26 protein-coding genes and 1 other RNA gene are annotated in these 24,522 nt (G+C 56.6%); 22 read left to right on the top strand and 5 right to left on the bottom strand.

Annotated elements, in window-relative coordinates:
• Nucleotides 1–83 precede the first annotated feature (83 nt).
• Complete coding sequence (locus tag METAL_RS17130) at nt 84–755, bottom strand: hypothetical protein (protein WP_005374354.1); 672 nt, start codon at nt 753–755, stop codon at nt 84–86.
• A 46-nt stretch (nt 756–801) separates the two neighbouring features.
• On the bottom strand, nt 802–1,008 hold the full coding sequence (locus tag METAL_RS17125; RefSeq protein ID WP_005374352.1) for a DUF2934 domain-containing protein: 207 nt from the start codon (nt 1,006–1,008) through the stop codon (nt 802–804).
• Nucleotides 1,009–1,307: 299 nt separating this feature from the next.
• Here METAL_RS17125 and METAL_RS17120 point away from each other — a divergent pair, with 299 nt between their 5' ends.
• From METAL_RS17120 to fae, 10 genes are all read left to right on the top strand, one after another.
• A complete protein-coding gene (locus METAL_RS17120) occupies nt 1,308–2,657 on the top strand; it encodes a two-component system sensor histidine kinase NtrB (protein ID WP_005374350.1) in 1,350 nt (449 codons plus the stop codon).
• Entirely contained in the window at nt 2,647–3,267 is a 621-nt protein-coding gene (locus METAL_RS17115; RefSeq protein ID WP_005374349.1) for a response regulator transcription factor, read from the top strand. The genes METAL_RS17120 and METAL_RS17115 overlap by 11 nt, the downstream gene beginning before the upstream one ends.
• Nucleotides 3,268–3,418: 151 nt before the next feature.
• Nucleotides 3,419–4,348, top strand: coding sequence for a hypothetical protein (locus tag METAL_RS17110; RefSeq protein ID WP_005374347.1), 930 nt, complete (start codon nt 3,419–3,421; stop codon nt 4,346–4,348).
• Nucleotides 4,341–5,000, top strand: a complete 660-nt coding sequence (locus METAL_RS17105) for an HAD family hydrolase (protein WP_005374345.1) — start codon at nt 4,341–4,343, stop codon at nt 4,998–5,000. The genes METAL_RS17110 and METAL_RS17105 overlap by 8 nt, the downstream gene beginning before the upstream one ends.
• A 65-nt stretch (nt 5,001–5,065) precedes the next feature.
• Nucleotides 5,066–6,028, top strand: coding sequence for a beta-ribofuranosylaminobenzene 5'-phosphate synthase family protein (locus tag METAL_RS17100; RefSeq protein ID WP_005374343.1), 963 nt, complete (start codon nt 5,066–5,068; stop codon nt 6,026–6,028).
• A 14-nt stretch (nt 6,029–6,042) separates the two neighbouring features.
• A complete protein-coding gene (locus METAL_RS17095; protein ID WP_245549407.1) occupies nt 6,043–7,170 on the top strand; it encodes an ATP-grasp domain-containing protein in 1,128 nt (375 codons plus the stop codon).
• A 2-nt stretch (nt 7,171–7,172) separates the two neighbouring features.
• On the top strand, nt 7,173–8,156 hold the full coding sequence (gene mch / locus METAL_RS17090; protein WP_005374340.1) for a methenyltetrahydromethanopterin cyclohydrolase: 984 nt from the start codon (nt 7,173–7,175) through the stop codon (nt 8,154–8,156).
• Between the two features lie 9 nt (nt 8,157–8,165).
• Nucleotides 8,166–9,089: an ATP-grasp domain-containing protein gene (locus METAL_RS17085; protein ID WP_005374338.1), complete on the top strand. Its 924-nt coding sequence runs from the start codon at nt 8,166–8,168 to the stop codon at nt 9,087–9,089.
• Complete coding sequence (locus tag METAL_RS17080; RefSeq protein WP_005374336.1) at nt 9,086–9,937, top strand: triphosphoribosyl-dephospho-CoA synthase; 852 nt, start codon at nt 9,086–9,088, stop codon at nt 9,935–9,937. Before METAL_RS17085 ends, METAL_RS17080 begins: the two co-directional genes overlap by 4 nt.
• Before the next feature lie 95 nt (nt 9,938–10,032).
• The gene (fae, locus tag METAL_RS17075) at nt 10,033–10,542 is read left to right on the top strand and encodes a formaldehyde-activating enzyme (protein ID WP_005374334.1); all 510 of its coding nucleotides are present in this window, start codon (nt 10,033–10,035) and stop codon (nt 10,540–10,542) included.
• Between the two features lie 61 nt (nt 10,543–10,603).
• On the opposite strand, the gene METAL_RS17070 is transcribed toward fae, so the two are convergent.
• Entirely contained in the window at nt 10,604–11,287 is a 684-nt protein-coding gene (locus METAL_RS17070; protein WP_005374333.1) for a HisA/HisF-related TIM barrel protein, read from the bottom strand.
• Between the two features lie 120 nt (nt 11,288–11,407).
• Between METAL_RS17070 and METAL_RS17065 the strand changes: the two genes are divergently transcribed.
• From METAL_RS17065 to crp, 3 genes are all read left to right on the top strand, one after another.
• On the top strand, nt 11,408–12,406 hold the full coding sequence (locus tag METAL_RS17065; protein ID WP_005374331.1) for an ATP-grasp domain-containing protein: 999 nt from the start codon (nt 11,408–11,410) through the stop codon (nt 12,404–12,406).
• Entirely contained in the window at nt 12,396–13,439 is a 1,044-nt protein-coding gene (locus tag METAL_RS17060; RefSeq protein WP_005374329.1) for a hydantoinase/oxoprolinase family protein, read from the top strand. The genes METAL_RS17065 and METAL_RS17060 overlap by 11 nt, the downstream gene beginning before the upstream one ends.
• Before the next feature lie 180 nt (nt 13,440–13,619).
• Nucleotides 13,620–14,273: a cAMP-activated global transcriptional regulator CRP gene (crp, locus tag METAL_RS17055; RefSeq protein ID WP_005374328.1), complete on the top strand. Its 654-nt coding sequence runs from the start codon at nt 13,620–13,622 to the stop codon at nt 14,271–14,273.
• Between the two features lie 10 nt (nt 14,274–14,283).
• Here crp and METAL_RS17050 read toward each other — a convergent pair whose 3' ends face one another.
• Together METAL_RS17050 and METAL_RS17045 are read right to left on the bottom strand one after the other, a co-directional pair.
• Nucleotides 14,284–14,871, bottom strand: coding sequence for a D-sedoheptulose-7-phosphate isomerase (locus tag METAL_RS17050; RefSeq protein ID WP_005374326.1), 588 nt, complete (start codon nt 14,869–14,871; stop codon nt 14,284–14,286).
• 11 nt (nt 14,872–14,882) lie between these two features.
• Nucleotides 14,883–15,281, bottom strand: a complete 399-nt coding sequence (locus tag METAL_RS17045; RefSeq protein ID WP_051040413.1) for a YraN family protein — start codon at nt 15,279–15,281, stop codon at nt 14,883–14,885.
• A 138-nt stretch (nt 15,282–15,419) separates the two neighbouring features.
• Between METAL_RS17045 and rsmI the strand changes: the two genes are divergently transcribed.
• From rsmI to mraY, 9 genes are all read left to right on the top strand, one after another.
• Nucleotides 15,420–16,283, top strand: a complete 864-nt coding sequence (gene rsmI / locus METAL_RS17040; RefSeq protein WP_005374323.1) for a 16S rRNA (cytidine(1402)-2'-O)-methyltransferase — start codon at nt 15,420–15,422, stop codon at nt 16,281–16,283.
• Nucleotides 16,284–16,338: 55 nt separating this feature from the next.
• Nucleotides 16,339–16,732, top strand: an RNA gene (rnpB, locus tag METAL_RS20205) — RNase P RNA component class A.
• Between the two features lie 364 nt (nt 16,733–17,096).
• Complete coding sequence (gene mraZ / locus METAL_RS17035) at nt 17,097–17,564, top strand: division/cell wall cluster transcriptional repressor MraZ (RefSeq protein WP_005374321.1); 468 nt, start codon at nt 17,097–17,099, stop codon at nt 17,562–17,564.
• Nucleotides 17,565–17,594: 30 nt separating this feature from the next.
• Nucleotides 17,595–18,503, top strand: a complete 909-nt coding sequence (gene rsmH / locus METAL_RS17030) for a 16S rRNA (cytosine(1402)-N(4))-methyltransferase RsmH (RefSeq protein ID WP_005374319.1) — start codon at nt 17,595–17,597, stop codon at nt 18,501–18,503.
• Between the two features lie 27 nt (nt 18,504–18,530).
• Nucleotides 18,531–18,779 (top strand): cell division protein FtsL, encoded by a 249-nt coding sequence (gene ftsL / locus METAL_RS17025; protein ID WP_005374317.1) that lies wholly within the window; start codon nt 18,531–18,533, stop codon nt 18,777–18,779.
• The gene (locus METAL_RS17020) at nt 18,776–20,614 is read left to right on the top strand and encodes a peptidoglycan D,D-transpeptidase FtsI family protein (protein WP_005374315.1); all 1,839 of its coding nucleotides are present in this window, start codon (nt 18,776–18,778) and stop codon (nt 20,612–20,614) included. Before ftsL ends, METAL_RS17020 begins: the two co-directional genes overlap by 4 nt.
• The gene (locus METAL_RS17015) at nt 20,601–22,085 is read left to right on the top strand and encodes a UDP-N-acetylmuramoyl-L-alanyl-D-glutamate--2,6-diaminopimelate ligase (protein WP_005374313.1); all 1,485 of its coding nucleotides are present in this window, start codon (nt 20,601–20,603) and stop codon (nt 22,083–22,085) included. The genes METAL_RS17020 and METAL_RS17015 overlap by 14 nt, the downstream gene beginning before the upstream one ends.
• The gene (locus METAL_RS17010) at nt 22,072–23,427 is read left to right on the top strand and encodes a UDP-N-acetylmuramoyl-tripeptide--D-alanyl-D-alanine ligase (RefSeq protein ID WP_005374311.1); all 1,356 of its coding nucleotides are present in this window, start codon (nt 22,072–22,074) and stop codon (nt 23,425–23,427) included. The genes METAL_RS17015 and METAL_RS17010 overlap by 14 nt, the downstream gene beginning before the upstream one ends.
• Nucleotides 23,428–23,437: 10 nt before the next feature.
• The gene (gene mraY, locus METAL_RS17005; RefSeq protein ID WP_040578378.1) at nt 23,438–24,520 is read left to right on the top strand and encodes a phospho-N-acetylmuramoyl-pentapeptide-transferase; all 1,083 of its coding nucleotides are present in this window, start codon (nt 23,438–23,440) and stop codon (nt 24,518–24,520) included.
• Nucleotides 24,521–24,522 lie beyond the last annotated feature (2 nt).

Here is a 24,522-nt window from a genome sequence, read left to right as displayed (position 1 = left end):
GATCCGAATTAAAGATCGATACCCATGCTGCGGCGATGAAATCGCCTGCGTTCGACGCATTAAAAAAGCCTGTGCAGGAGGTTTTACTCTCCCAAGATTGTCGCGACTTCTTCGGAGCAAATCGTATCCTTATCGGCCGCAAGTATAAATTCCGCAAGCTTGGAGATGGCGCGCCAGTTATGATAATCATTTATGAAATTGAATGCTACCTGGTGTAATTGGTTCAATTTCTGATCCCGTGTCTGTTGATCGGGCGAGTAGCGCTGCAAGTAGTCCTCGATCAGCGCCAGATCGAAGGAACCGCCGTAATTTTCCAGTGCAGGCGGGTCGACCAGCCGGTAGGTAAAGATTTCGTCATCCATTTCCGCGACAAATTTGGCTTCCGCCAGGGAGCCTGCGAGCAGGTTGATCATGTCCGCGTCGAAGGCGTTCAATAAATTTTCCCGGGTGCGAATCCAATCCTGCCCGTTTTCTACCGATATATACCGGAAATCGTCCAGCGTATCGGGTAAAGTGTGCAGCAGGCGTCCGCCTTCAATGCAGGCGATATAGTTTTCGTAAGCGGTCTGAAAATCGGTAACGGTATCGGAGTGAATGACGCTGAATCTCAGATTGAATAAGAGCGGAGGAATGTTGCGTATCCGGTTGAGCAGATAGATGGCGGCGGCATGACCGGCTTCATGATAGGCGACGCAGCGTCTGCTTATTTCCGGCGTATACGCGACGGCATTATTGACACGGATATTGCGTCTCATGGTATACCTCGTTTTTTTCAGATAGGGTTCAAAAAATGCCCTGAGGTTAGGAGGGGTCGTTATCCAAATACCAATAGCGACACTGGTTGCTGATTTCCTGTTCGGCCTCCAGCCAGTCGTCCAGCTCATGTCCGTTTGCAAATCCTCGCCTTTCGGCTTTAAAGTAAGCCCGTTCCTCAACCATCAGTCGGAATTTGTCGGGGTCCGTATTTCCATATGCATCAGTATTCAGGGATTTATCGGGTATATTCATTGGATCTCCTGAAATAATCGATAGCTTAATGACTTTGGAATGCTAGCAACAACAATCGACATTCGGCAATTCGTACAAATACCTATGCGAAATTGAGCTTTTTGATGAAGACCGAAGTCTCAGTATTCACCGAGCGCAAGCGTTTACCGAGGCTTTTATCATGAAATTGTCAAGATAATATAATTTCCGCGGGTTCTCGATGCTGTAGAATCTCCGCTCGAGTTAAAGATCGCGGCGTTCCCCTTTATTTCTAACGGATATACAATAGCGGCGCCTGGCCATTGCCGGTGTATCGATTTATGACTTCTGAATCCAATTCATCAGCCGTCCCCGGATTTTGCGATAAGGCGCCGGCGGAAGTCGCCGAATTGCGAAAATGCCTGTCTATCGCCCAACAAAGCCTGCTGGCGTCTGAAGAAAGGATCGGAACGCTGGAGCGAAGACTGGCTGAGCAGACGCGCGAGCTGACCGAGAGTAATCAGGCGTTGAGAAGGAATATTGCGGCGCTTGAGGAGTCGAAGCAGCGCCTGCGGGAGCGGGAAGCCAAGCTCAACTCGATTTTCAATGCGGCGGTCGAAGGCATCATCACGATAGACCGGAACGGCTGTGTAGTCACCGCGAATGCCGCAGTCAAGGCGATACTCGGCTATACCGAGGAGGAACTGGTGGGCAGGAGCATCAATCTGCTGATGCCGCCCGAGCAAGCCGTACAGCATGGCCGATATATAAAGGACTATATCGATCACGGCCATTCCAAAATCATCGGCAGCATACGGGAGGTCGAAGCCCGGCACAAAGGCGGGTGGAGCGTGCCGCTGGATTTGTCGTTGGCCGAATTTTGCATCGACGGCGAGATTTATTTTACCGGCATCCTGCGCGATACCACCCAGCGCAAGCTGCAGGAGCAGGAAAACCGGGAGCACCTGGAAGAGTTGGCGCATGTCACCCGCCTCGGCTTGATGGGCGAGATGGCCTCGGGCATCGCGCATGAAGTGAATCAGCCGCTGACCGCCATCGTCGCCTATACGGAAGTCAGCTTGAACCTGCTTAAAATGTCTCAGTTAGATACCGAAAAACTGGCCGGGATTCTCGCCAAAACGCATCAGCAGGCGCTGCGCGCCGGCCAGATCATTCACCGCATGCGCGATTTTATCCGTTCGAAAACCGCTACACGGACACTGGTCTGCATCAATCAACTGATCAGGGATTGCATTGGGCTGTGTGCGGACGATATCAAGCTGCAAGATATCAAGCTCGGCCTGGATCTGGCGGATGATTTGCCGCCGGTCTATGTCAATGAGGTCCAAATCGAGCAGGTGTTGCTGAATTTGCTCAGAAACGCGATCGAAGCGATGAAAGATCTTGCTCACGATCATCCGCGCCGGCTTGCGATACATACCCGTCTGGATGGCCGCCGGTTCATCGAAATCGGAGTCGAAGACAACGGGCCCGGCATTGCCACCGCCGAACTTGCGAAAATCATGACCCCTTTTCATACGACCAAAAAAAACGGCATGGGCATGGGGCTGTCGATCAGCCGCTCGCTGATCGAGGCGCATCACGGCACGTTGCGTTTCACGAGCCTGCCCGGCAGCGGTTGTACTTTTTATATCACTTTACCTTCAAAGGAGCAGGCGAATGGTTTTTGAACGGAACGACGCGATGGTTTATCTGGTAGACGATGAGTTTGCGGTCCGCGATTCGTTGACCTTGCTGATCGAAACGGCCGGGTTCGATGTACAAAGCTTTGCTTCCGCTCTGGAATTTCTGGACTGTTACGACCCCGAACGGCCGGGCTGCCTGTTGCTGGACGTCAGAATGCCGGAAATGAGCGGCCTCGAACTGCAGAAGGCATTGAATGAACGGAGCCTCGATATTCCGATCATTTTCATCAGCGGCCATGCCGAAGTGGCCGATTCCGCGAAAGCGTTCCGTGCGGGCGCCATCGATTTCCTGGAAAAGCCTTTCGAAAACAGCGTGCTGCTGGAGCGCATCGCCGAGGGCATCCATAAGGATATCTATGCCCGATTCCAGCAGTCCCTGAAGCGCGAGATTCTGCAGCGGCTGGCGCAACTGACGCCGCGCGAAATGGAGGTCCTGCGCTTGGTCATCAGCAGCCATTCCAACAAGGAGTCGGCCAAAATCCTGAAGGTCAGTAATCGTACCGTCGATGCGCACAGGGCGCGCATCATGGAAAAATTGCAGGCGGACAGTCTCGCGGAGCTGATGAAGATAGCGATGCAGTGCGATTTGCTATAATGTCCGCTAATGGCAGCGTTTCAGGCCCGTACGGCAAGCGTACGCATCATTTTTTACCCGCCCGGAATACGCCGGTCACGGCTGTTTGATTTAACGATTTCAGCGCTGCCCGGCCTTGTTTTCTTGCGTCCTTTTTTCTTCAATATCTTCCGTGTTTTCTCCCAAAGATTTCATCGAAACGGCCGAAGGTCTCTTGTTCGCAGTTGTCGATCCGCATCTCGAACAAGGCAAGGCTCTGTGCTTTTTACGCTACATAAACGCCGAAGGCCATTGGCATAAGCAGGCGACCGACGAGGCGAACGCCTTCCTGTACCGAAATCATCCTCATTATCTGCATTATTCGCCGATTCTGGATGCGCGCCTGCATGCGGTGGACGTCGAACGGATCGTCAGGCACCATCGGCCGAAGGACCGTTTTCGGCATATCATGCGGCAGTTTCGCCACGATCCGGTCGAGCGCGACGTTTTTGAACTTGGCGAATTGCTGAGGCAGCAAGGGGTGGACCTGAACCGGATCGGCATCACGGGGTCGGTGCTGGTCGGCGTGCAAAAAGCAAGTTCCGATATCGATCTGGTTTGCTACGGGAGCGAGGTTTTTCATCGCTGCCGCGCCGGCGTGAGCGCGTTGATCGAACAGGATCGCCTGCAGGATCTGAGCGACCGCGATTGGCAGGCATCGTATCGCCGCCGGAATTGTTCGTTGAGTTTCGAGGAGTATGTCTGGCATGAAAAGCGGAAATTCAACAAGGCCTTGGTGAATGGGCGCAAGTTCGATTTGAGCTGGGTCGAGCAAAACGAATCGGACAGGCCGCAGCGTTATCAAAAGCTCGAACCGGTTACATTGACTTGCCGGATTACGGATGACGAGCAGGCGTTCGGCTATCCGTCCGTTTACCGGATCGAGCACGATTCGATTGCGGCGATCGTCTGTTTTACCGCGACTTATGCCGGGCAGGCGCGCAAGGGCGAAACGGTGGAGGTGGCCGGCATGCTCGAACGGAACGCCGAAGGCGTCCGGCATATCGTGGTCGGTTCCAGCCGCGAGGCGCACGGCGAACATATCCGGGTCATCCATGATTAAGCGGGCCTATATTTCGGCGGTCATCTTCGACATGGACGGGCTGGTGCTCGATACCGAAAAGACCTACCGGGCGGCCTGGCGCGAAGCGGGACGGGCCATGCGTTACGATTTTCCGGACGTTTTTCTCGAAGGACTGGCGGGGCTGGCGGGCGATGCGGTGCTCCAACAGATCGCAAGCTTTTGCGGCCCCGGTTTCGATCCCGGCGAATTCAACCGACTGACGGCAGACTGCTGGCGGGATTATGTGGCGGTGCATGGGATCGAGGTCAAGACCGGTTTTCACTCGCTTCGGGATTATCTGAACCGGGAAGCGATTCCGTTTTGCCTGGCAACGAACAGCGCTTTGGTTAACGCGGAGGCCTGTTTGGCGCTGGCGGGGCTCTCCGGCGTTTTTCCGGTCGTCGTCGCGCGCGATCACGTCCGGCGCCCCAAGCCGTCGCCCGATATTTTTCTGCAGGCGGCATCCGCGCTGAAGGTTGAGGCCGGCCGCTGCCTAGTCTTGGAAGACTCGCCCGCCGGCATCGAAGCCGCTTTCGAAGCGGCGGCCTTGCCGGTGATGGTGCCTTCGATGCGGCCGGTGGATGCGGCAACGCTGGCCCGCTGCCGGTTCGTGCTGAACGATCTGGCGGAACTGCCGGGGAGGCTGGGCTAGTTCGCCGCCGCCGGCCGGTTTGTGTATAATATCCTGTTTTTCAATGCAACTTTCGATCTGATCCTTTGCAATTTCGACATCAGAAAGTATCGGTGACCGCGCCGGCCCGGCTGCATATGGGGTTTATCGATTTGAGCGGCGCCCTGGGAAGGCATTTCGGCAGCATCGGCGTGGCGCTGAATGAGCAGGCGACGCGCCTGACGGTAACCGGCTCGGACCGGCGCAGTGTTGCGGGGCCTTCGGCTGCGCGCGCGGAGAAATGCCTGACGCGGCTGTGCGAAGCATTGGGTGTTTCCGATGCGCTCGAAATCCGGATCGAAAGCGCGATACCGGAGCATGTCGGTTTGGGATCGGGTACCCAGATGTCGCTTGCGATCGGGGCGGCGTTGAACGCTTTTTACGGTTTGGGACTGAATGTTCGCGACATCGCCCAGGTGACGGTTCGGGGGCAGCGCTCCGGTATCGGGATCGGCGTGTTCGAGCAAGGCGGGCTGGTCGTCGACGGGGGGCGCGGCGAGCACACGGCTACGCCGCCGCTGCTGGTCCGGATGGCGATTCCGGAGGCCTGGCGGTTTATCCTGGTCTTCGACAGGCGCGGACAGGGCCTGCACGGTTTGCAGGAAATTCAGGCGTTCCAGGCACTGCCCTTGTTCCCTCGGCGCGAGGCCGAGCAGTTGTGCTACCTGTTATTGATGCAGGCGCTGCCTGCGATCGCCGAGAACGATATCGCCAGGTTCGGCGAGGTGATCACGCGTCTGCAGCGGTCGGTCGGAGAGCATTTTGCGGCGGTCCAGGGCGGCATTTACACCAGTCCCGAAGTGGCCTCGGCCATGCAGTGGCTGGCCGAGCAGGGCGCGGTCGCGGTCGGACAGACCTCCTGGGGGCCGACCGGTTTTTGCATGGTGAACGGCGCCGATCGCGCGGCTGCCCTGATCGAAATGGCGGAACGGAAATTCGCGGCCGGCGGTACCTTGGCTTTCTCCAGCGCGAGCGCCCGCAACAGCGGCGGTCTGGTTGCCGTGGAGTAGGCCCCCTAAAAGGATTGTTTTTTGACGCAACCTTGGGTCCTGCGCAGCATTTGAATTCCTCCGATTTTTTACTGATCATTGCCGGTTCCGGCCGTATCCTGGCAGAGTCGGCTTGCAAGGCCGGCCTGAAAGCACTGGTGATCGATCTTTATGCCGATCTGGACACCCGTGAATACGCGTTCGAGGTCTGCCGTCTGCCGTCGTTGGCGATCGAAGAGGTCGCCCCGGTTCTGGATGGTCTTGTCGGGCGTTACGGGGTTGGTCGAGCCGTTTACGGCAGCGGCGTGGAGCCTTATCCGGAAACCCTGGATTATCTGGATCGGCGAATGACGCTGCTGGGGAATGCGCCCGCCGTCTTCCGCCGCCTCCAGGACAAAGCCGCGTTTTTTGCGGTGCTGGCCGATCTGCGGATTCCCTTCCCGGCGGTGTCGTTTGTCGCGCCCGACTCCGACGGCGGCGGTTGGCTGGTCAAGCCGATGCAGGGACAGGGCGGCCTGGGTATTCGCCGTTATTCTTCCGGTTTAGCCGATCGCGGCGTTTACTGGCAAAAATTCCAGGCCGGAACGCCGGGCTCCGTCTTGTTTTTGGCCGATACGCACAAGGCATGTGTAGTCGGCTTCCATACCCAATTTCATGCCGATTTAAGCGCCGGCCTTGAATTTGCTTTTTCCGGCCTCATTAATCATGCAATTTTATCCGCGGGTCAGAAAGTCCAGTTGGCCGGCTGGCTGTCTCAGTGTGCCCGGGCCTTTGGGTTGAAAGGTCTGAACACGCTCGATTTCATTCAGGACGGCGAGCGGATCTATGGGTTGGAGATCAATCCGCGTCCGTCTGCGAGTATGCAGTGTTATGGCGAATTGCTGACTTGCCATATCGCAGCCTGCCAGGGCGCCCTTCCGGAGGCGTTGCCGGCGCAGAAGGGATTTGCCGGTTTCCGGATTGTTTATGCCGATAGAGACCTCAGGATTCCCGAAGGGCTCGTCTGGCCCGAATGGGTGATGGACAGGCCCGAGGTCGGCGCCTTGTGTCATGCCGGGCAACCCGTGTGCAGCGTGATTTCCCGCCGAAGCGATCCGGAGCGGGTGGAGGCGGAGTTGGCGGCCAGGCAGCAACAAATTTTCAATCGATTAATCAAGGTTTAATTATGGAATATCAAGCGAGTGTGAATAAATTGACCCAACCCCTGGTGCAGCATTTGATTGCCAATGCGGACAAGCTGCGGGTGGCGGTCGAAACTCTCGACAACGGCTGCACGATCATCGACGCGGGTATCAAGGTGCCGGGCGGCCTCGAAGCCGGACGGATCATCGCCGAAATCTGCCTCGGCGGGATGGGAACGGTTACGCTGAGCCACAGTCCTTATACCGCCCACTGGCCGTTGACGGTCAATGTGCACACCGGCAATCCGGTGTTGGGATGCCTCGGTAGCCAGTATGCGGGCTGGAGTTTGTCGCACGAAAAATATTATGCGTTGGGTTCGGGGCCGGCCCGGGCGATGGCGGCCAAAATCAAAGACGGCAATGAAGAACCGGTCGAGGAACTGTACAAGGAACTTGGTTACCGCGACAGTTTCGATTCGACCGTGCTGGTGATCGAGAACGATGCGGTTCCGCCGCCGGCAATCGTCGAAAAAGTCGCCGCCGCCTGCAAGGTCGACCCCGGCAAGCTGACCGTGATCGTGACGCCGACCAGTTCGCTGGCTGGCGGTCTGCAGGTCGTCGCGCGCGTGCTCGAAGTCGCGATGCACAAGGCCCATGCCTTGCATTTCCCGCTCGAAAACATCGTCGACGGCTTCGGCAGTGCGCCGCTGTGTCCGCCGCATCCGAACTTCGTGAAGGCGATGGGGCGGACGAACGATGCGATCCTGTTTGCAGGCCAAGTCCATCTGTTCGTGAAAGGCAGCGACGAAGCGGCCGAAAAACTTGCTAATGAATTGCCGAGCTCGACTTCGAAGGACTACGGCAAGCCGTTTGCGGAGATTTTCAAGCATTACGAATACGATTTCTTCAAGATCGATCCGATGCTGTTCAGCCCGGCCAGCGTAATCGTGACGGCGGTCGAGTCGGGCAAGAGCTTCCGCGCCGGCAAGCTCGACAATGCCTTGCTTGACCAGTCTTTCGGCGCCTAAAGGACATTCGTGCGCCGCATTGCGATTTTTACCGATGATCCGGGTTGGCACGGCAGGCAACTGACGCAAGCGTTTGCCGAACACGGCTATCGCGCGGAATACGTCTCGCTGGCCGAATGCCGATTGACGCCGGCGCCCGGGCAATTGCCGCTCTGGATTCCCGGGTTCGAGCACGCGCTTCCGGAGGCGGCCTTCGTGCGCGGGGTGCCGGGCGGTTCGCTCGAAGAAGTGGTGCTGTATCTGGATGTTTTGCATGCGTTGAAGCTCCTCGGTATTCCGGTCTATAACGACGGCCGGGCGATCGAGCGCAGCGTCGACAAGGGCATGACCAGTTTTCTGCTGCAGCGCGCCGGCCTGCCGACGCCGCCGACCTGGGTATTGCGCGATCCGGAGGAAGCGCGGCGGATCGCCGAGAACGAACTGCGAAACGGTCATTTATTGATCAGCAAGCCGCTGTTCGGTTCGCAGGGCGAAGGCATCCGCCGGATCGAAAAAATGACCGACCTGTTCTGGCTGACGTCGAGCCGCGGCGTCTACTACCTGCAGCGGTTCGTGCATGCCGCCGGCGAGGGGTATCACGATCATCGCGTGTTCGTGATCAACGGCCGCGCGGTCGCGGCGATGCGGCGGCGCGGCAAGTCGTGGCTGAATAACGTCGCGCAGGGCGCGGAGTGCGAGTGGATCGAGGCAAGCGCCGAGCTGGCCGAGCTGGCGGTCAGGGCGACGCTGGCGCTCGACATGGATTATGCGGGGGTCGACATCATGCTTGATCGGGACGGCCGCTATACCGTGATCGAGGTGAACAGCGTGCCAGCCTGGAAAGGGCTGGAAAGCGTCTGTGATGTGAATATCGCGGCGTTGCTGGCCGAAGATCTGCTCGGCCGTTATTTGGGGCTGGGTTGTGTTCAGCCGCCGGCGATCGAAATCCGATGATCGCTCCCGATCGGCTCGAAGCCCTGTACCGGGAAGCCTGCGAGATCGAGCTGCAGGCGTTCAAGCCGGGCAATGTCAGCGTTTATGCGGACGGCCACGACATGACGGTGGCCGATTTCAGGCGCAGCGCCGAAGCGAGCTCCGGGCCGTTGTGCAATCCCGCCTATTCGCTCGGCGAAAAAATCTATTATGCGGTGAAAGCCACGCGGGAGGCGGTCGGTTGCAACACCAACCTGGGAATCGTGTTGCTGTGCGCGCCGCTGGTACGGGCGGCGGCCGATAAACCCGAGCCCGTCAGTTTAAGGCAGGCTTTGACGCAGGTGTTGTCGTCAACAACGATCGAGGACGCCGATTGGGTTTTCAGGGCGATCACGCTGGCTGCGCCGGGCGGTCTCGGCAGTGCCGGCGAGCAGGATGTGCATCAAAAAGCGACGGTGAATCTGCTCGAAGCGATGAAATTGGCGGCTTCGAGGGATCGTATAGCTTTTCAATATAGTTCAGGGTATCAAGATATATTCGATTTCTCCACAAAAGTATACTACAATGTTATACGTGGAAGGATTGGTCGTAATTGGGCTGCTCTGGCTGTTTATGTTGGATTGCTGCGCCGGTTTCCCGATAGTCACATTGAAAGGAAATATGGTAATCAATACACCGGGATGGTTGTCGCCAGGATGGCTGCGCTCGAGGACGCTCTGCAGCAAGCGGAAAATCCCGAGCAAACATTACCGTTGCTCTATCAGATAGATCAGGAATTCAAGTCGCAGGGCATCAATCCCGGCACGACGGCTGATCTGACCGTAGCAACTTTATTTACCGTATGGTTGGAAGATATATCAAGCGCTTGATTCCGCTAGGCCTAGCTGTGTCAATCGCAAACGTCGGCCGACCACGGTGATTATATTTGTCTAATTTTTATTTTTCTTCACAGGGGAAAACAAGCATGGCTAAAATCAATAAATTGTTAGTGGGTGAATCTTTAGTGGGCGAAGGCAACGAAGTTGCGCACATCGACCTGATCATTGGTCCAAGAGGCTCAGCTGCTGAAAGCGCATTTGCAATCGCCTTGACAAACAACAAGGACGGTTTCTCCACTTTGCTGGCCGTTGTGGCTCCCAACCTGATGGTTAAACCGGCAACAATTTTGTTCAACAAGGTTACGATCAAAGGCGCAAAACAAGCCGTGCAAATGTTTGGCCCAGCGCAACGCGGCGTAGCAATGGCGGTTGCCGACAGCGTTGAAGACGGCACCATTCCTGCCGATGAAGCTGACGATCTGTTCATCAGCGTCGGTGTTTTCATTCACTGGGCGGCTGAAGACGACGCGAAAATCCAGGAATACAACTATAAAGCGACCAAGGAAGCGATCGCGCGTGCGGTTGCAGGCTCTCCGACTGCGGCTGAAGTGGTTGCCGGCAAAGCGACTGCGAAGCACCCGTTCGCTGCCGGTTGATCGGCATTCAAGCTTAGATAAGCCTGATAAAAATACCCCACTCGTTGGGGTATTTTTTTGCCTATAAGGCGGCAAGGTCGGCGCGTCCGATGGCGCCTGAATGCAGTGCACTCGCCACTAGGGCTTGTTGTATGCCGATTTTTTGCAGGGCTGCCAAATCTTCCCGGTTTCTGATGCCGCCTGCGGCGATGAAATTTTTACCGGGATAAGCCTTGCGGAAGGCGGCCAGTTTCTCGATGTCGGGGCCGGAGTCGCTGCCGACCCGCTCCAGCGTCATGATGATGATATCGTTCGGCCAATACTCGGGGTTTGTAAACAGGCTCTCCGCACCCAGCCGCATGCCTCTGAAATCCAGCGATAAAACGAAATCTTTTGCGTAGGTGTCCAGCAGGCTTAGTGTCTCGGTCCGAAACGATTCGCTTCCCAGCACCGTTTTGAGATTTGACGGCCGCCGCGAAGCCGGGGCTGAAAGGGGCAAGCCGCGATCGAGCCAGAAATTTCGGTTCGGGAAGCGTTCGGCTGCGGCATGGATCAATGCCTCATGGCTGCCTTTTCCCTCCAGTGCATCCAGGTCGGCAATATAAAAAGTCCGGAAATCGTATAACTCCAGATAAGCTTCGGCCACGTCGAAAATGTCCGCCGAAGGGCACAGTGCGGTATGGATCGGCAGGTAGGCGTCGCGCCTGCCTTGTTTGGCGTGAACGGCGACTCCGCCTTTCAGGTCGATGACCGGAATGACTTGCATGAATTCAAAGGCTCCATCCGAATAAGGTATATGGCGGCAATGATACAATATTCCGTTTTGGGCATCGGGATCTCCTTCGATGCTGCGGGCTGATACAAGGATGTCGGTGGAGGTAAGGACATGAAGATTCTGGTATTCGAATACATCAGCGGCGGCGGTTGTAATCGGGAAGAACTGCCCGATTCGCTGGCGCGCGAAGGCCTGTTGATGCTGAAGGCTTTGCTCGAAGGTCTGGGCGAAATTCCGGATTTGGAGATTACCGTCATGCTGGATGCGCGCCTGTCGGGCGACAGGGTACCGCCAAATGTCCGGACGGTCTTGATTGGCCGCCAAGACGACTGTTTTATCCGCTTCGAGCAGTTGGCTGAGCGGCAGGATGCGGTCTGGCCGATTGCGCCGGAGTTCGAAGGGATCTTGTTCTCGCTGTCTGGCACGGTTGAAAGACTCGGCAGGACCCTCCTGGGGTCCGGCTCCGAGGCCGTGCGGCTGGCGGGGGATAAATACGAGACTTATCGGTGTTTGCGGTACCGGCAAATTCCGACCGTCCACACCTGCCGTCTAGAAGAGGTTTCCGTTTTTCAGGGAGAATCGATTGTCAAGCCGGTCGACGGAGCGGGCGGCGGCAGTTGCCTGATCCGCGATGCCGGGACGTTCGCGCGGACCGTCGAGCGCTTGCGAGGAACAGGAAGCTACATTATTCAGCCTCATCTGTACGGCGAGAAGACCAGCCTGTCCTGCTTGTTCAAGAGCGGGCGGGCCTGGCTGCTGTCGGTCAATCGGCAGGAGTTCGATATGGTGGACGATCAGTACCGGTTGGCCGCCATTCAGGTCAATTACAGAGAAGATCCGGGCCCCTATCGGGAGCTGGTCGGCCGCCTGGCCAAAGCGATGCCCGGACTGTGGGGTTATGCCGGCATCGACCTGATCGAAACGGCCGAACAAGTGCGGGTCCTGGAAGTCAATCCGCGGCTGACCTCTTCTTTCGCGGGCTTGAACGAGGCTTTGGGTGTCAACGTTGCCGCACTGGTGTTGCAGTTATTGCAGGGCGATCCTGTGATCCGGCGCAGAGCGGATAAAACGGTAACCGTTCAAATTAACCAGAAAACAGATGACGAATGAAATGATCGGCTGGGATATCGGCGGGGCGCATGTCAAGGCTGCCGTAATGAACGGTCGCGGCGAATTGACCGCGGTTTTTCAAAAGCCGTGCCCGTTATGGCAGGGAATGGACAAACTCCGTTCCGCGGTCGAGGCGATTCTAAGTGAATTGCCCACGGTTTCTTATCGCCACGCAATCACGATGACCGGCGAATTGGTTGATTTGTTTGCAGGCCGCGACGACGGGGTCAAAACGATCCTCGCTACCATGGTCGAGCTATTGCCAGGGGGCGAGCTTCTGGTTTATGCCGGCAGGCTGGGTTTTCTGGATGCTTCAAAGGTCAATCATAACCATTATGCAGCGATAGCCTCCGCCAACTGGCTGGCCAGCGCAAGCTATGCGGCGCGAAAAGTCGGCAGCGGCCTGTTGGTCGACATCGGCAGCACTACTACCGATATTCTGCTGCTCGATCGCGGGCGGGTAGCTGCGGAAGGCTATAGCGATTATGAGCGTTTGGCGACGCAAGAACTGGTCTATACCGGCATTGTCAGAACCGCCGTGATGGCGTTCGCCGAAAGCGTAGAGGACCAGGGCAGAGAGGTGGGTCTGATGGCCGAATATTTTGCGACGGCGGCCGATGTGTACCGGCTGACCGGCGAGCTGGACGAAGTGCACGATCAGTCGGATACGGCGGACGGTGCGGAGAAGTCGGTACTCGCCAGCGCCAGGCGTTTGTCGCGGATGATCGGCTGCGATTTCGATCTTGCCGAATTGCCTCGGTGGCAAAGGCTGGCCCACCATCTGCGCGAGAAACAATTATCAAGAATCCGGCTGGGCTGCGAAAGGCAGTTAGCGCGAAGCGCTCTTTCCGGTTCCGGCCCTTTCGTCGGTGCGGGCATCGGGCGTTTTCTGGTGAGGCAGTTGGCCGAGTCGATGGGAAAGCCTTATCTCGATTTCTCGGCTTTATTCCCGGCATCATCAAACGAAAACGGGATGTCCGCGGCCGATTGTGCGCCGGCAGCCGCGGTTGCGTGTCTGTCCGGAAAGAATTAGCGGTTTTACCGGGCTTCGGCAGAATGCGGAACAGTCGTTACTGCCTCCTAAGTCGCTGTAAAATAAAATTAAAAATATAAAGGCTCTATCCGAGGCGATGCGGTTTTTTTGCTAAACTCGATGCAGCCAAAAATACTTCTGGTTAGGATCATTCGTGGGGAGCATTTCGTGGGAAGCATTATGTTAAAAAACACGCCAGCAACCAATCAGGAAGCCCTGAACGCATTCCTGCATTTATGCCATAGAAAAAAATATCCGGCCAAAGCGACCGTGATCAGGCCTGGCGATGTCGGCGACCGGCTCTATTTCATCATCGAAGGTTCGGTCAGTATTTTTGCCGAAGACGAGGAGGGAAATCAGGAGATTATTCTAGCCTATCTAAATAAGAATGAATTCATCGGCGAGGTCGGGGTGTTCAAAGGAATGGAAGTACGCAAGGTGAGCGTAAAAACGCGCAGTCCCTGCGAATTGGCCGAGATCGGTTACGACCGTTTCAGGCAGGTATTGAAAAAGGAATTGCTGGCCTATGCGTCCGATTTGCTCTATATGCTCGGCGATCAATTGGCGTCGCGGTTGTTGATGACCAGCCGCAGGTTCTGTGATTTAGCTTTCATGGATGTGGAAGGCCGCATCGCCAGAACGCTGCTCGATTTGAGTAAGCAGCCCGATGCGCTCACCCATCCGGACGGGATGCAGTTGCATATCACCCGCCAGGAGATCGGCCGGCTGGTCGGCTGTTCCCGGGAAATGGCCGGACGCGTTCTGAAGGAGCTGGAGGAAAAAAAATTGATCACTGCCCACGGAAAGACGATCGTGGTGTTCGGAACCCGGTAATCCGGCCGAATCAGCCGCCGAAGATCTGGTAGTCGATCAGGCCGCACAAGCAGTGCGTAATCATCAGGTGCGTTTCCAGGACGTGGGCGGCCGAATTTGACGGTACGCGGAGTTCCAGATCGTTTTCATGCAATAACGGGGCGATGCTGCCGCCTTCCTGGCCGGTCAGCGCGATCACCGAAATGTTTTTGTCGTGGGCGCTGTTGACCGCTTTCAATATGTTTGCGGAATGCCCGCCGATCGTATACACAACCAGAATGTCTCCGCTCTGTCCGAGCGCCCGGAGCGGTTTCGCGAAAATATCGTCGTATTGCATGTCGTTCGCGATCGCGGTCAGCATGGTCATGCCGGTGCCCAGCGCAATCGCGGGCAGCGAGGGGCGGTCGCGCTCATAGCGATTGATCAGCGACGCGACCAGCAACTGCGCGTTGTTTGCCGAGCCGCCGTTGCCGCAGGCGATGATTTTCTTGTCGTTGAGCAGGGCATGAACGAGGCGCTGTGAAGCGAAGCCGATCAGTTCGGACAGATTGACCACGGCTTCCTGTTGGGTCTGGATGCTGTTCGTGAAATGATCGATGACGCGTTCTTGTAAACTCATGTCCGTTAGTTTTACGCTGAAAAAGCATGGGGTATCCAGTCGATGCCGCCGTTCCCCGTGATCGCCACCACATCGAAGCGGACCGGGCAGTCGAGTTTTTGCCGAATTAAATAAACCTGGGTTGCGGCTATTATACGCGATTGCTTGGTGCGGGTAATGCTTTCCGCGGCGCTTCCGTAACGGCCGGATTTGCGGAATCTGACTTCTACGATCACCAAAATTTTCCCGTCCTGCATGATCAGGTCGAGTTCGCCCTGCTTGCAGCGAAAATTCCGGGATATCGGCGTCAGCCCTTTGCCGATCAGAAATTGCCGGGCTTTTTCTTCCGCCGCATCGCCGCGCAAAAGGTGAGGTGCCTTTGCTGGGAGTTTGGCTAGCAGGTTTAGCAGGTTGAATGGATCGTTCTTCATAGAGAAAAAAGATTGCTGACGGTTAGCCGGGTTATAATCGCCCGCTTTGGCGGTTAACAAGTGCTTGCTCGATGGCCGGAGGATTTTGGCATAGTTTTTCGTAACTGTCTTGCGAACGCTCTTTGAGGCGGACGGATAATGAGCGAATGCGGCAAATTGTATGTGGTGGCGACCCCGATAGGGAACCTCGGCGATATCAGTTACCGGGCGGTGGAAACGCTCAAGCGGGTCGATCTGATCGCCGCCGAGGATACGCGGCATATCAAAGCCTTGCTGCAGCATTACGGCATCAACCGGAAAGTCGTCTCGCTGCATCAGCATAATGAAGAGCGCGCCGCAGCCGATCTGCTCGAAAAACTTCGGGCGGGCCTGTCGATTGCGCTGGTTTCCGATGCCGGGACGCCGCTGGTCAGCGATCCCGGTATGCCGTTGGTGCAGGCGACCCGGGATGCCGGGATCGAGGTGTCGCCGCTGCCGGGCGCCTGTGCGCTGATTGCGGCTTTGTCCGCGGCCGGATTGCCCACCTCCCGGTTTTCTTTCGAAGGTTTCGCGCCGAGGACGTCATCGGAAAGAAAGTCTTTTTTCAAGGCAAAAGCCGATTCACCGGACACCTGGATTTTTTACGAGTCCTGCCATCGGGTGCTGGCATCCTTGCAGGATATGAAAGAGGTATTGCCGCCGGAGCGCCGGCTCGTCATCGCCCGGGAGCTGACCAAATTGCACGAAACGATCGTCAAAACGACGCTGTCCGAAGCGGCGGCGCTGGTCGAATCCGATCGGAACATGCAGAAAGGGGAGTTCGTGATCCTCGTCGAAGGTGCGCCGAAATCGGATCAACCGGTGGAACTGACGTCCGAACAGGAAAGAGTGCTTGGGAGTTTACTGAAAGAATGCCCGATCAAAACCGCTGTCGCACTGGCAGTCGAGATTACCGGGGCGCGCAAGAAAACACTCTATCAGGCGGCGTTGAGGCTTCGGCATGGGGAAGGGCATGATGAGTAAGCGGGCAATTTCCGTTCGGCGCTCGGCGAAATTATGATAGACTATGCGGATTGAAAGAGTCGGCCGAACAGTCGCTGTTTTATCGTAACGATAAAATGGAGGAAAGTCCGGGCTCCACAGGGCAGGGCGCCAGGTAACGCCTGGGAGGCGCGAGTCTACGGAAAGTGCCACAGAAAATATACCGCCCAGCCCCTAAATTTTTGTTAATTCCGCAAGTGGAGTTTTCAAGGAATTTAGAGGCTGGGTAAGGGTGAAAAGGTGCGGTAAGAGCGCACCGCGTCTCTGGTAACAGAGGCGGCAGGGAAAACCCCGCCCGGAGCAAGATCAAATAGAGAAACAAACGCGCGGCCCGCGCGGTTTCTGGGTAGATTGCTTGAGTTGCAGGGTAACTTGCAACCTAGATGAATGGCTGTTCAAGACAGAACCCGGCTTACAGGCCGGCTCTTTCAATCTTCTTTTATTTACCGTTTGTGATCCGTCGATCCAAACGTCAAAAATTTATCTTTCCGCTTTATCGTTTTTACCTCGGCGTTTCTTTTTTCCTCCTCGGATTCTTCTCCTGGCAAGGCGCGAGCTTTGTGTATTTTTTAAAGTAGTTTCTCATTATTGCCAGATAAATGCCTGATACAATAAATTTTTTGTAAAGAGGTGCTTGGGGCTTTTACCCGACGAATTCGGCAAGCGTAAGTCATTGTCAAAAAAGAAAGAAATTTGTTATGAAGGCTCTTGACTCTGGTTCGCTAGAATCTTATAGTGGAGCCTTAGTGGGAAAAAGTGGAAAATTTTGGTTTTTTCTAGTTTCGGAGGGAGTTTTTGTTTCGGGGCATCAGTTCGCTCAATCTTGACGACAAAGGCCGCCTGGCGATTCCGACTCGCTACCGGGATGAACTGCAGGATTGTTGCGAGCGTCAGTTAGTCGTCACCGTTGCGGTCAACGAGTTATGCGTCGGCGAAGCCGGTTGCCTTTGGCTTTATCCGCTGCCCGAATGGGAAAAACTCGAACAAACCATCAGTAAATTACCGACCCTGAACAAAATGGCCGGCAAATTGCGCCGCTTTCTGATCGGTAACGCTTCGGAATGTGAAATGGATGCACAGGGCCGGTTGTTGTTGCCGGAAAAACTCAGACGTTTCGCCAATATGGAAAAAAAAATCGTTCTCGTCGGACAATTGAACAAATTCGAGATCTGGAACGAAGACGCCTGGACGGCGAAAGAAGCGGAATGGCTGGCCGGCGAAGATAACGACGGACTGGAAGAGCTCGGTACGTTGTCGTTTTAATAGAGAATAGCGGTGTCGCACTTACCGGTCATGCTGGAAGAGGCGCTTGAGCAATTGGCAATCAAGCGTCAGGGGATATATCTGGATTGTACGTTCGGGCGCGGCGGGCACAGCCGGGCGATATTGCAGCGCCTGGATACGAATGGACGTTTGCTGGCGATCGACCGGGACCCGGACGCGATAAAGTCCGAAGCCGCGCAGCATCTGCTGCGGGATAATCGTTTCCAGTTGTTTCACGGTTGTTTTTCGGAGCTGGCCGAGATCGTCGGGCGCGAAGGCTTGAACGGACGGATCGACGGCATCTTGCTCGATCTTGGCGTTTCTTCCCCCCAACTGGACGATCCGGAGCGAGGCTTCAGCTTTATGAAGAATGGTCCGCTGGACATGCGGATGAACAGTGCAGCGGGGCTTTCGGCAGCGGATTGGCTGGCGTCGGTTTCCGAAAAAGAATTGGTCCGAGTGTTATTTGAATACGGCGAAGAGCGTTATGCGCGCCGTATTGCGAAAGCCATCGTGACCCGCCGGACTGTCGGGCCGATCGGAACGACCCGGCATCTGGCCGAATTGATCGCCGAGGCGGCACCGGCTACGGAGAAGCACAAGCACCCTGCAACACGCACGTTCCAGGCGATACGGATCGAAATCAATCACGAACTGGACGAATTACAAAAGGCTCTGCAACAGGCTGTAGAGGTTTTGAAACCGGGTGGCCGTCTGGCCGTAATTTCGTTTCATTCGCTGGAAGACCGGATTGTAAAGCGGTTTATTCGCAGCGAGTCGGGAAGCAAGCACGATCCCGGCAAATTGCCGATCAGGGAGAGCGAGATCGAAAAAGGTCTATTGAAAAAAATCGGTTCTTCGATCAAGGCCGGCAAGCAAGAGATTGAGCGGAATCCGCGCGCGCGCAGCGCGGTTTTACGAACGGCAGAGAGAATTTAGCACGTGGCGGCATTCAAAAATTTGGCAATGGGCGCGTTGTTCGCGCTGCTGCTCGCGTCCGCATTGGCCGCGATCTACAGCAAATACCATTCGCGTCAGGTTTTTATCGAAATCCAGAAGCAGGAAAAAATTCTGGACCAATACGACGTCGAGTGGGGACAGTTGCAACTGGAATTGACGACGCAGGCCGACCAGAGCAAGATCGAACTGAGCGCGCGCGAACAACTGAAATTGATCATGCCCGAGCGTGACAAGATTATTTATCTGAAACCATGAGAGATTTTCGCGGCAGGGCCAAATCGGGGGAAGCACCGGTCGATTGCGGACGAAGGCGGAATTTGCTCGTGCTGGCGGTGATGCTGTGCATGGCCGCGTTGGTCGTGCGTGCGATCGATCTGCAAGTATTCGACAGGCATTTTCTCCAGCAGCAAGGCAGTAAAACCTATGTGACCGATGTCGTCGTGCCGGCCTACCGCGGGATGATCCGGGACAGAAACGGCGAACCTTTGGCGGTCAGCACGCCGATGCAGTCGGTCTGGGTCAATGCGAAGGACCATCATCAGGCCGAGCAGGATTTCGAGGACGATCTGAAGAAACGCAAAAAAAGTCCGGAAGAAATCGCGATTCTGCTTGAAGACTACCGCCACAAAACCCGCGAGGCGATCCGCGAGATGGAACGCCTGCTCGATTTGCCGGCCGGCAGAGTCGCCGGCTTGTTGAACGACAATCCCAAGCGGCAATTTGCTTATGTGATTCGCCGGATCGAGCCGCCGTTGGCCGAACGGGTGAAAAATTTAAAGATTGTTGGCGTCAATTTCGAGCGCGAGTTCAAACGGTTTTACCCGACCGGCGCGGTTTCCGCCCATGTCGTCGGTTTTACCGATCTGAACGATGCGGGCCAGGAAGGCATCGAAAAAGGCTACGAAGACATCCTGAAAGGCGTGCCGGGACGCAAGCGGGTGATTCGCGACGGCAAGCAGCATATCATCGAGGATGTCGAAAACATCAGCGATCCGGCGCCGGGCCGCGATCTTGAGCTGAGCATCGACCAGCGCATTCAATACATCGCATATAAAGAGTTGCAGCGCGCGGTGGCTGAAAATAACGCCAAGTCGGCCTCGCTTGTGGTGCTCGATGCAAAAAACGGCGAGATTTTGGCGGCGGTCAGTCTGCCGCCTTTCAATCCGAATGCGCGTGAAGACTTGAAGGAAAGCCTTTACCGGAACCGGGCGATGACCGAGATTTTCGAGCCCGGTTCGACCGTAAAACCGTTCGTGGTGGCTGCCGCCCTGGACGGCGGCTATGTGCGGCCGAACGAGTTGTTCGTGACCCACGGAACCTTACAGGTGGGCAGGCATACGGTCAGGGACGTGCATAACTACGGTACGATGGATCTGACCCATGTGATCAAGAAATCCAGCAATGTCGCGGTTTCGCAGATGGCGTTGAAAATGCCGCCGAAATATTTGTGGGGTATTTACAGCCAGCTCGGTTTCGGATCTTCGGCGAAGGCCGGTTTTCCGGGCGAGGCGTCCGGACGGCTCCTGCATTATTCGAAGATGAAGGATTTCGACAGGGCGACGCTGTCGTTCGGCTATGGCCTCAGCGCTTCGGTCGTGCAGCTGGCGAGAGCCTATACCGCGCTGGCCGACGACGGCGTTCTGCATACGGTGAGCCTGGTGAAACGGGATGAAGACCCGAGTTCGGTACGCGTGTTTTCGGCCAAAACCATCAAAAGCGTGCGCAAGATGATGGAAAGCGTGATTATGAAAGACGGCACGGCTTACGAGGCGAGGGTCGACGGCTACACAGTCGCGGGCAAGACCGGGACGGTCAAAAAATCCGACGGCCGCCACGGTTACGCCGGCGGTAAATATTTCGCGGTGTTCGCGGGAATTGCTCCTGCCAGCGACCCGAAACTGATCATCACGGTCATGATCGACGAACCTTCGGCAGGCAAATATTACGGCGGACTGGTTTCGGCGCCGGTGTTTTCCCGCGTTATGAGCGGCGCGTTGCGCGTGCTCGATGTCGCGCCCGACATGGAAGACACGATGCCGATCGTATTATCCCGAAAAGACGCCCCGGCAGACGGCCATGAGACTGACTGAGTTATTCGCCGGTCCGATCGGAGCTGTGCCGGACAGTGATATCGCCGGACTATCTTTGGATAGCCGGAAGCTTGCGCCGGGCGAAGCGTTTATCGCTTTATCGGGCGCGAATCGGCACGGGCTGAAATATGCGCCACAGGCGCTCGAACGCGGCGCGGCGGTCGTTCTGTACGATCCGGCGGGCGGAGGTTCCGAGCTGGCGGCAGAGCTGAAGGGGGCGCCGCTGATGGCGGTCGAAAATTTGGGCCGGAAGCTGGGTGAGTTGGCCGCGCGCTTTTATGGCGACCCGTCCCGAAAAATGAAGGTGATCGGCATTACCGGCACCAACGGCAAGACTTCCTGCTCCCAGTTTTTGAGCCAATTGTTGCCCGACTGCGGCGTGATAGGGACCTTGGGCTGGGGCGAATGGGGAAATCTGAACGCTACGCTGAACACCACGCCCGATGCGCTTGCGGTGCAGCGAATGCTGGCGGAACTGCTTAAACGAGGCAAAAAATCCGTGGCGATGGAAGTTTCCTCGCACGGACTCGAACAGGGACGGGTCAATGGCGTGCGCTTCCTGGGCGCGGTATTCACCAATATCAGCCGCGACCATCTGGATTATCACGGCACGATGGAAGCTTATGCCGAGGCGAAGTTGTCCCTGCTCAAACAGTCGGGCCTGGCGTTTGCGGTGGTGAATCTCGATGATGGCTACAGCGGACAAATGCTGGCGGCAGTGCCGGCCGGCGTCGAGGTGTGGGGACATAGCCGCCGGGGAAAGTCGACCGCAAAAGGTGAAAGCCTGCAGGCTGTCAATGTGCGTCATGAGCCGGACGGCATCGCGTTCGATGTGTGCTGGCGGACGCAGCGGGTGGCCGTGCGTACCTCGCTGATCGGGGATTTCAATATCGACAATTGTCTGAGCGTCATGGCGGCAATGCTGGCGGCCGGCGAGCCGGTCGGGCAGGTAGCCAGGAACCTGCAAAGGCTGGTTCCGGTTCAGGGACGCATGGAGCGGTTCGGCGGCCATCGTCAGCCGCGGGTGTTCGTCGATTACGCGCATACCTCCGACGCGCTCGACAAGGTGTTGTCCAGCGCCCGGGAGCATTGCCGGGATAATTTGTGGGTCGTGTTCGGCTGCGGCGGCAACCGGGACAAGGGCAAGCGTGCCGAGATGGGCGCTATCGCTTCGCGCTGGGCCGATCATGTGATCGTGACCGACGACAATCCGCGCGACGAAGACGGCCGTGACATCGTGAACGACATTCTGGCCGGCTGCCGAAAGGAACGGGTACGGGTGGTCAGAGACAGAAAACAGGCGATTGAAAACGCCATTTGCGAAGCGGACGCAAACGATTGGGTGATCATTGCCGGCAAAGGGCATGAAGATTATCAGGAAATAGCCGGCAGGCGCTATCCGTTCAGTGATGCCGAAACGGTGCAAAGAGTATTGGAAATGAGAGTAAACGGTGAACATGCGGTTGAGTGAATGCGCACAGCGGCTGAATGGCGAATTGACGGGTGACGATCGGGCCTTCGGCTCGGCCAGCATTGATACCCGCACTCTGCAGCCGGGCGATCTGTATATCGCGATCGCGGGCGAACGCTTCGATGGCAACGAATTCGTCGCTCGGGCGGCGCAGAGCGGAGCGGTAGCCGCTATCGTGCGCCAAGGCGTCAAGGCGGATATTCCGACGATCGAGGTCGCGGATACCCGTTTGGCCCTGGCCGAGCTGGGAGGCGTCTGGCGCAGTCGGGCCAACGCCAAGGTCGTCGGCGTAACCGGCAGCAACGGCAAGACCACCGTAAAAGAAATGATCGCGGCGGTGCTCGGTACCGGCGGCGAGGTGCTCCATACGAAGGGCAATTTGAACAATGACATCGGCGTACCGTTGACGCTTCTGCGTCTTGCCGAACGGCATCGTTACGCAGTGGTCGAGATGGGGGCCAACCATCCGGGCGAGATCGCCTATACCGCGGCCTATGCCAGACCTGACGTGGCGATCATCACGAATGCGGGACCTGCGCATATCGAAGGCTTCGGCAGCGTCGAAGGCGTGGCCCGGGCGAAAGGCGAACTGCTCGCGGCGCTGAAGCCGGACGGGGTGGCGATCATCAACCGGGACGATGCGTTTTTCGGTTATTGGCAATCCGTGGCAAGCTCCCGCCGAATCCTGTCTTTCGGTTTGAGCGACGGCAGTGAGGTGACCGCTTCGGACATTGAAACCGAAATTATCGGCGATCGATTCGCGACCGGTTTTACATTATCCTCGCCGGCCGGCCAAATCCGCTGCCGCTTGCAATTGGCCGGCAAGCACAATGTGCTGAATGCGCTGGCTGCCGCGGCAGCCGGACTGGCGCTCGGGCTGAATCTGGAGCAGATCGCGCAGGGCCTGCAGTCGGTCAAGCTGGTTACCGGCAGGCTTCAGCCTTGGGTCGGCCGCAAAGGCAATATTGTGATCGACGATACCTATAATGCGAACGCCGGCTCGCTGAAGGCCGGGCTGGATGTGCTGGCCGGTATCGGGAAAAAGCCCTGGCTGGTGCTGGGCGCGTTTGCCGAGCTGGGGCCCGAAAGCCTGAACATGCACCGGGACATGGGCGCGTTGATCAAGTCGAGCGGCGTGGTGCGCCTGTTGGCCACGGGCTCCGATGCCAGAGCAGCGGTCGAAGCCTTCGGCAAAGGAGCCTCTTTTTATGAGACTCAGGAGTCGTTGATTGCGGCGCTGGAGAGCGAATTGACGGGAGACGAAACGGTCCTGATCAAGGGATCGAGAACGCGCCGGATGGAAAATGTCGCGGCGGCGCTGGTCGAAAATTTTAGAGCGTAAAAAACTAAGAATGCTACTGTATTTTGCAGATTTTTTAATGTCGTTTGATAGTGCCTTTCGGGTCTTTCATTACCTGACTTTCCGGGCGATTTTGGGAGTTTTGACCTCTCTGGCCATTTCTTTGCTGTTCGGGCCGGCGATGATCCGGAAGCTGACCAATAAAAATATCGGCCAAAGCATTCGCGAACTGGGTCCCCAGTCGCATTACGAAAAAAAAGGCACGCCGACGATGGGCGGCACGATGATTCTGGTGGCGGTCGCGGTTAGCACGCTGTTGTGGGCCGATCTCAAAAACCATTATGTCTGGACGATCCTATTGGTCACGCTCGGTTACGGGATTATCGGATTTATCGATGATTACCGGAAAGTGATTAGGCGGAACAGCGACGGCCTGTCCGCCAAAGCCAAATATTTCTGGCAATCGGTGATCGGTCTCGTTGCCGCCGTGTTTTTATACAAAACCGCGGCTTTACCTGCCGAAACCCAGTTTTTCGTGCCGTTTTTCAAGGATGTCGTGTTTAACATGGGCTGGTTGTATGTCGTGCTGACCTATTTCGTGATCGTCGGCAGCAGCAATGCGGTGAATCTGACCGACGGGCTGGACGGCCTGGCGATCATGCCGACCGTGATGGTGGCCGGGGGACTGGGCATTTTCGCCTACCTCTCCGGGCATAACGAATTTGCCAATTATCTGGCGATTCCGTTTTTGCCTCATTCCGGCGAACTGATCGTGTTCTGTTCGGCGCTGATCGGGGCCGGGCTCGGCTTTCTCTGGTTCAATACTTACCCTGCGATGGTGTTCATGGGCGATGTCGGCGCGCTCGCGCTCGGCGCGGCGCTCGGCCTTCTGGCGGTACTGGTGCGCCAGGAAGTCGTTCTGGTGATCATGGGCGGCGTTTTCGTGATGGAAACCCTGTCGGTGATCATTCAGGTGGCCTCGTTCAAGATGACCGGCAAGCGAGTGTTCAGAATGGCGCCGATTCATCATCACTTCGAATTGAAAGGCTGGCCCGAACCGCGCGTGATCGTGCGTTTCTGGATCATTACGGTGGTTCTGGTGCTGATCGGTCTTGCGACCCTGAAGCTGCGTTGAAG

Source organism: Methylomicrobium album BG8 (genome assembly GCF_000214275.2).
GTDB lineage: Bacteria > Pseudomonadota > Gammaproteobacteria > Methylococcales > Methylomonadaceae > Methylomicrobium > Methylomicrobium agile.
The sequence above is the reverse complement of the archived record's forward strand: the minus strand, read 5'-3'. Positions and strand labels throughout refer to the sequence as shown.

What these genes read in the sequence shown, in the direction of transcription:
- rsmI (WP_005374323.1), top strand. Translation starts at nt 15,420, where the DNA reads ATGAGCGAATGCGGCAAATTGTATGTGGTGGCGACCCCGATAGGGAAC.
- METAL_RS17080 (WP_005374336.1), top strand. Translation starts at nt 9,086, where the DNA reads ATGATCGCTCCCGATCGGCTCGAAGCCCTGTACCGGGAAGCCTGCGAG.
- rsmH (WP_005374319.1), top strand. Translation starts at nt 17,595, where the DNA reads ATGCTGGAAGAGGCGCTTGAGCAATTGGCAATCAAGCGTCAGGGGATA.
- ftsL (WP_005374317.1), top strand. Translation starts at nt 18,531, where the DNA reads ATGGGCGCGTTGTTCGCGCTGCTGCTCGCGTCCGCATTGGCCGCGATC.
- METAL_RS17015 (WP_005374313.1), top strand. Translation starts at nt 20,601, where the DNA reads ATGAGACTGACTGAGTTATTCGCCGGTCCGATCGGAGCTGTGCCGGAC.
- METAL_RS17050 (WP_005374326.1), bottom strand. Translation starts at nt 14,871, where the DNA reads ATGAGTTTACAAGAACGCGTCATCGATCATTTCACGAACAGCATCCAG.
- METAL_RS17125 (WP_005374352.1), bottom strand. Translation starts at nt 1,008, where the DNA reads ATGAATATACCCGATAAATCCCTGAATACTGATGCATATGGAAATACG.
- mch (WP_005374340.1), top strand. Translation starts at nt 7,173, where the DNA reads ATGGAATATCAAGCGAGTGTGAATAAATTGACCCAACCCCTGGTGCAG.
- METAL_RS17105 (WP_005374345.1), top strand. Translation starts at nt 4,341, where the DNA reads ATGATTAAGCGGGCCTATATTTCGGCGGTCATCTTCGACATGGACGGG.
- crp (WP_005374328.1), top strand. Translation starts at nt 13,620, where the DNA reads ATGTTAAAAAACACGCCAGCAACCAATCAGGAAGCCCTGAACGCATTC.
- METAL_RS17065 (WP_005374331.1), top strand. Translation starts at nt 11,408, where the DNA reads ATGAAGATTCTGGTATTCGAATACATCAGCGGCGGCGGTTGTAATCGG.
- METAL_RS17020 (WP_005374315.1), top strand. Translation starts at nt 18,776, where the DNA reads ATGAGAGATTTTCGCGGCAGGGCCAAATCGGGGGAAGCACCGGTCGAT.
- METAL_RS17115 (WP_005374349.1), top strand. Translation starts at nt 2,647, where the DNA reads ATGGTTTTTGAACGGAACGACGCGATGGTTTATCTGGTAGACGATGAG.
- fae (WP_005374334.1), top strand. Translation starts at nt 10,033, where the DNA reads ATGGCTAAAATCAATAAATTGTTAGTGGGTGAATCTTTAGTGGGCGAA.
- mraY (WP_040578378.1), top strand. Translation starts at nt 23,438, where the DNA reads ATGCTACTGTATTTTGCAGATTTTTTAATGTCGTTTGATAGTGCCTTT.
- METAL_RS17070 (WP_005374333.1), bottom strand. Translation starts at nt 11,287, where the DNA reads ATGCAAGTCATTCCGGTCATCGACCTGAAAGGCGGAGTCGCCGTTCAC.
- METAL_RS17130 (WP_005374354.1), bottom strand. Translation starts at nt 755, where the DNA reads ATGAGACGCAATATCCGTGTCAATAATGCCGTCGCGTATACGCCGGAA.
- METAL_RS17045 (WP_051040413.1), bottom strand. Translation starts at nt 15,281, where the DNA reads ATGAAGAACGATCCATTCAACCTGCTAAACCTGCTAGCCAAACTCCCA.
- METAL_RS17120 (WP_005374350.1), top strand. Translation starts at nt 1,308, where the DNA reads ATGACTTCTGAATCCAATTCATCAGCCGTCCCCGGATTTTGCGATAAG.
- METAL_RS17010 (WP_005374311.1), top strand. Translation starts at nt 22,072, where the DNA reads ATGCGGTTGAGTGAATGCGCACAGCGGCTGAATGGCGAATTGACGGGT.
- METAL_RS17060 (WP_005374329.1), top strand. Translation starts at nt 12,396, where the DNA reads ATGACGAATGAAATGATCGGCTGGGATATCGGCGGGGCGCATGTCAAG.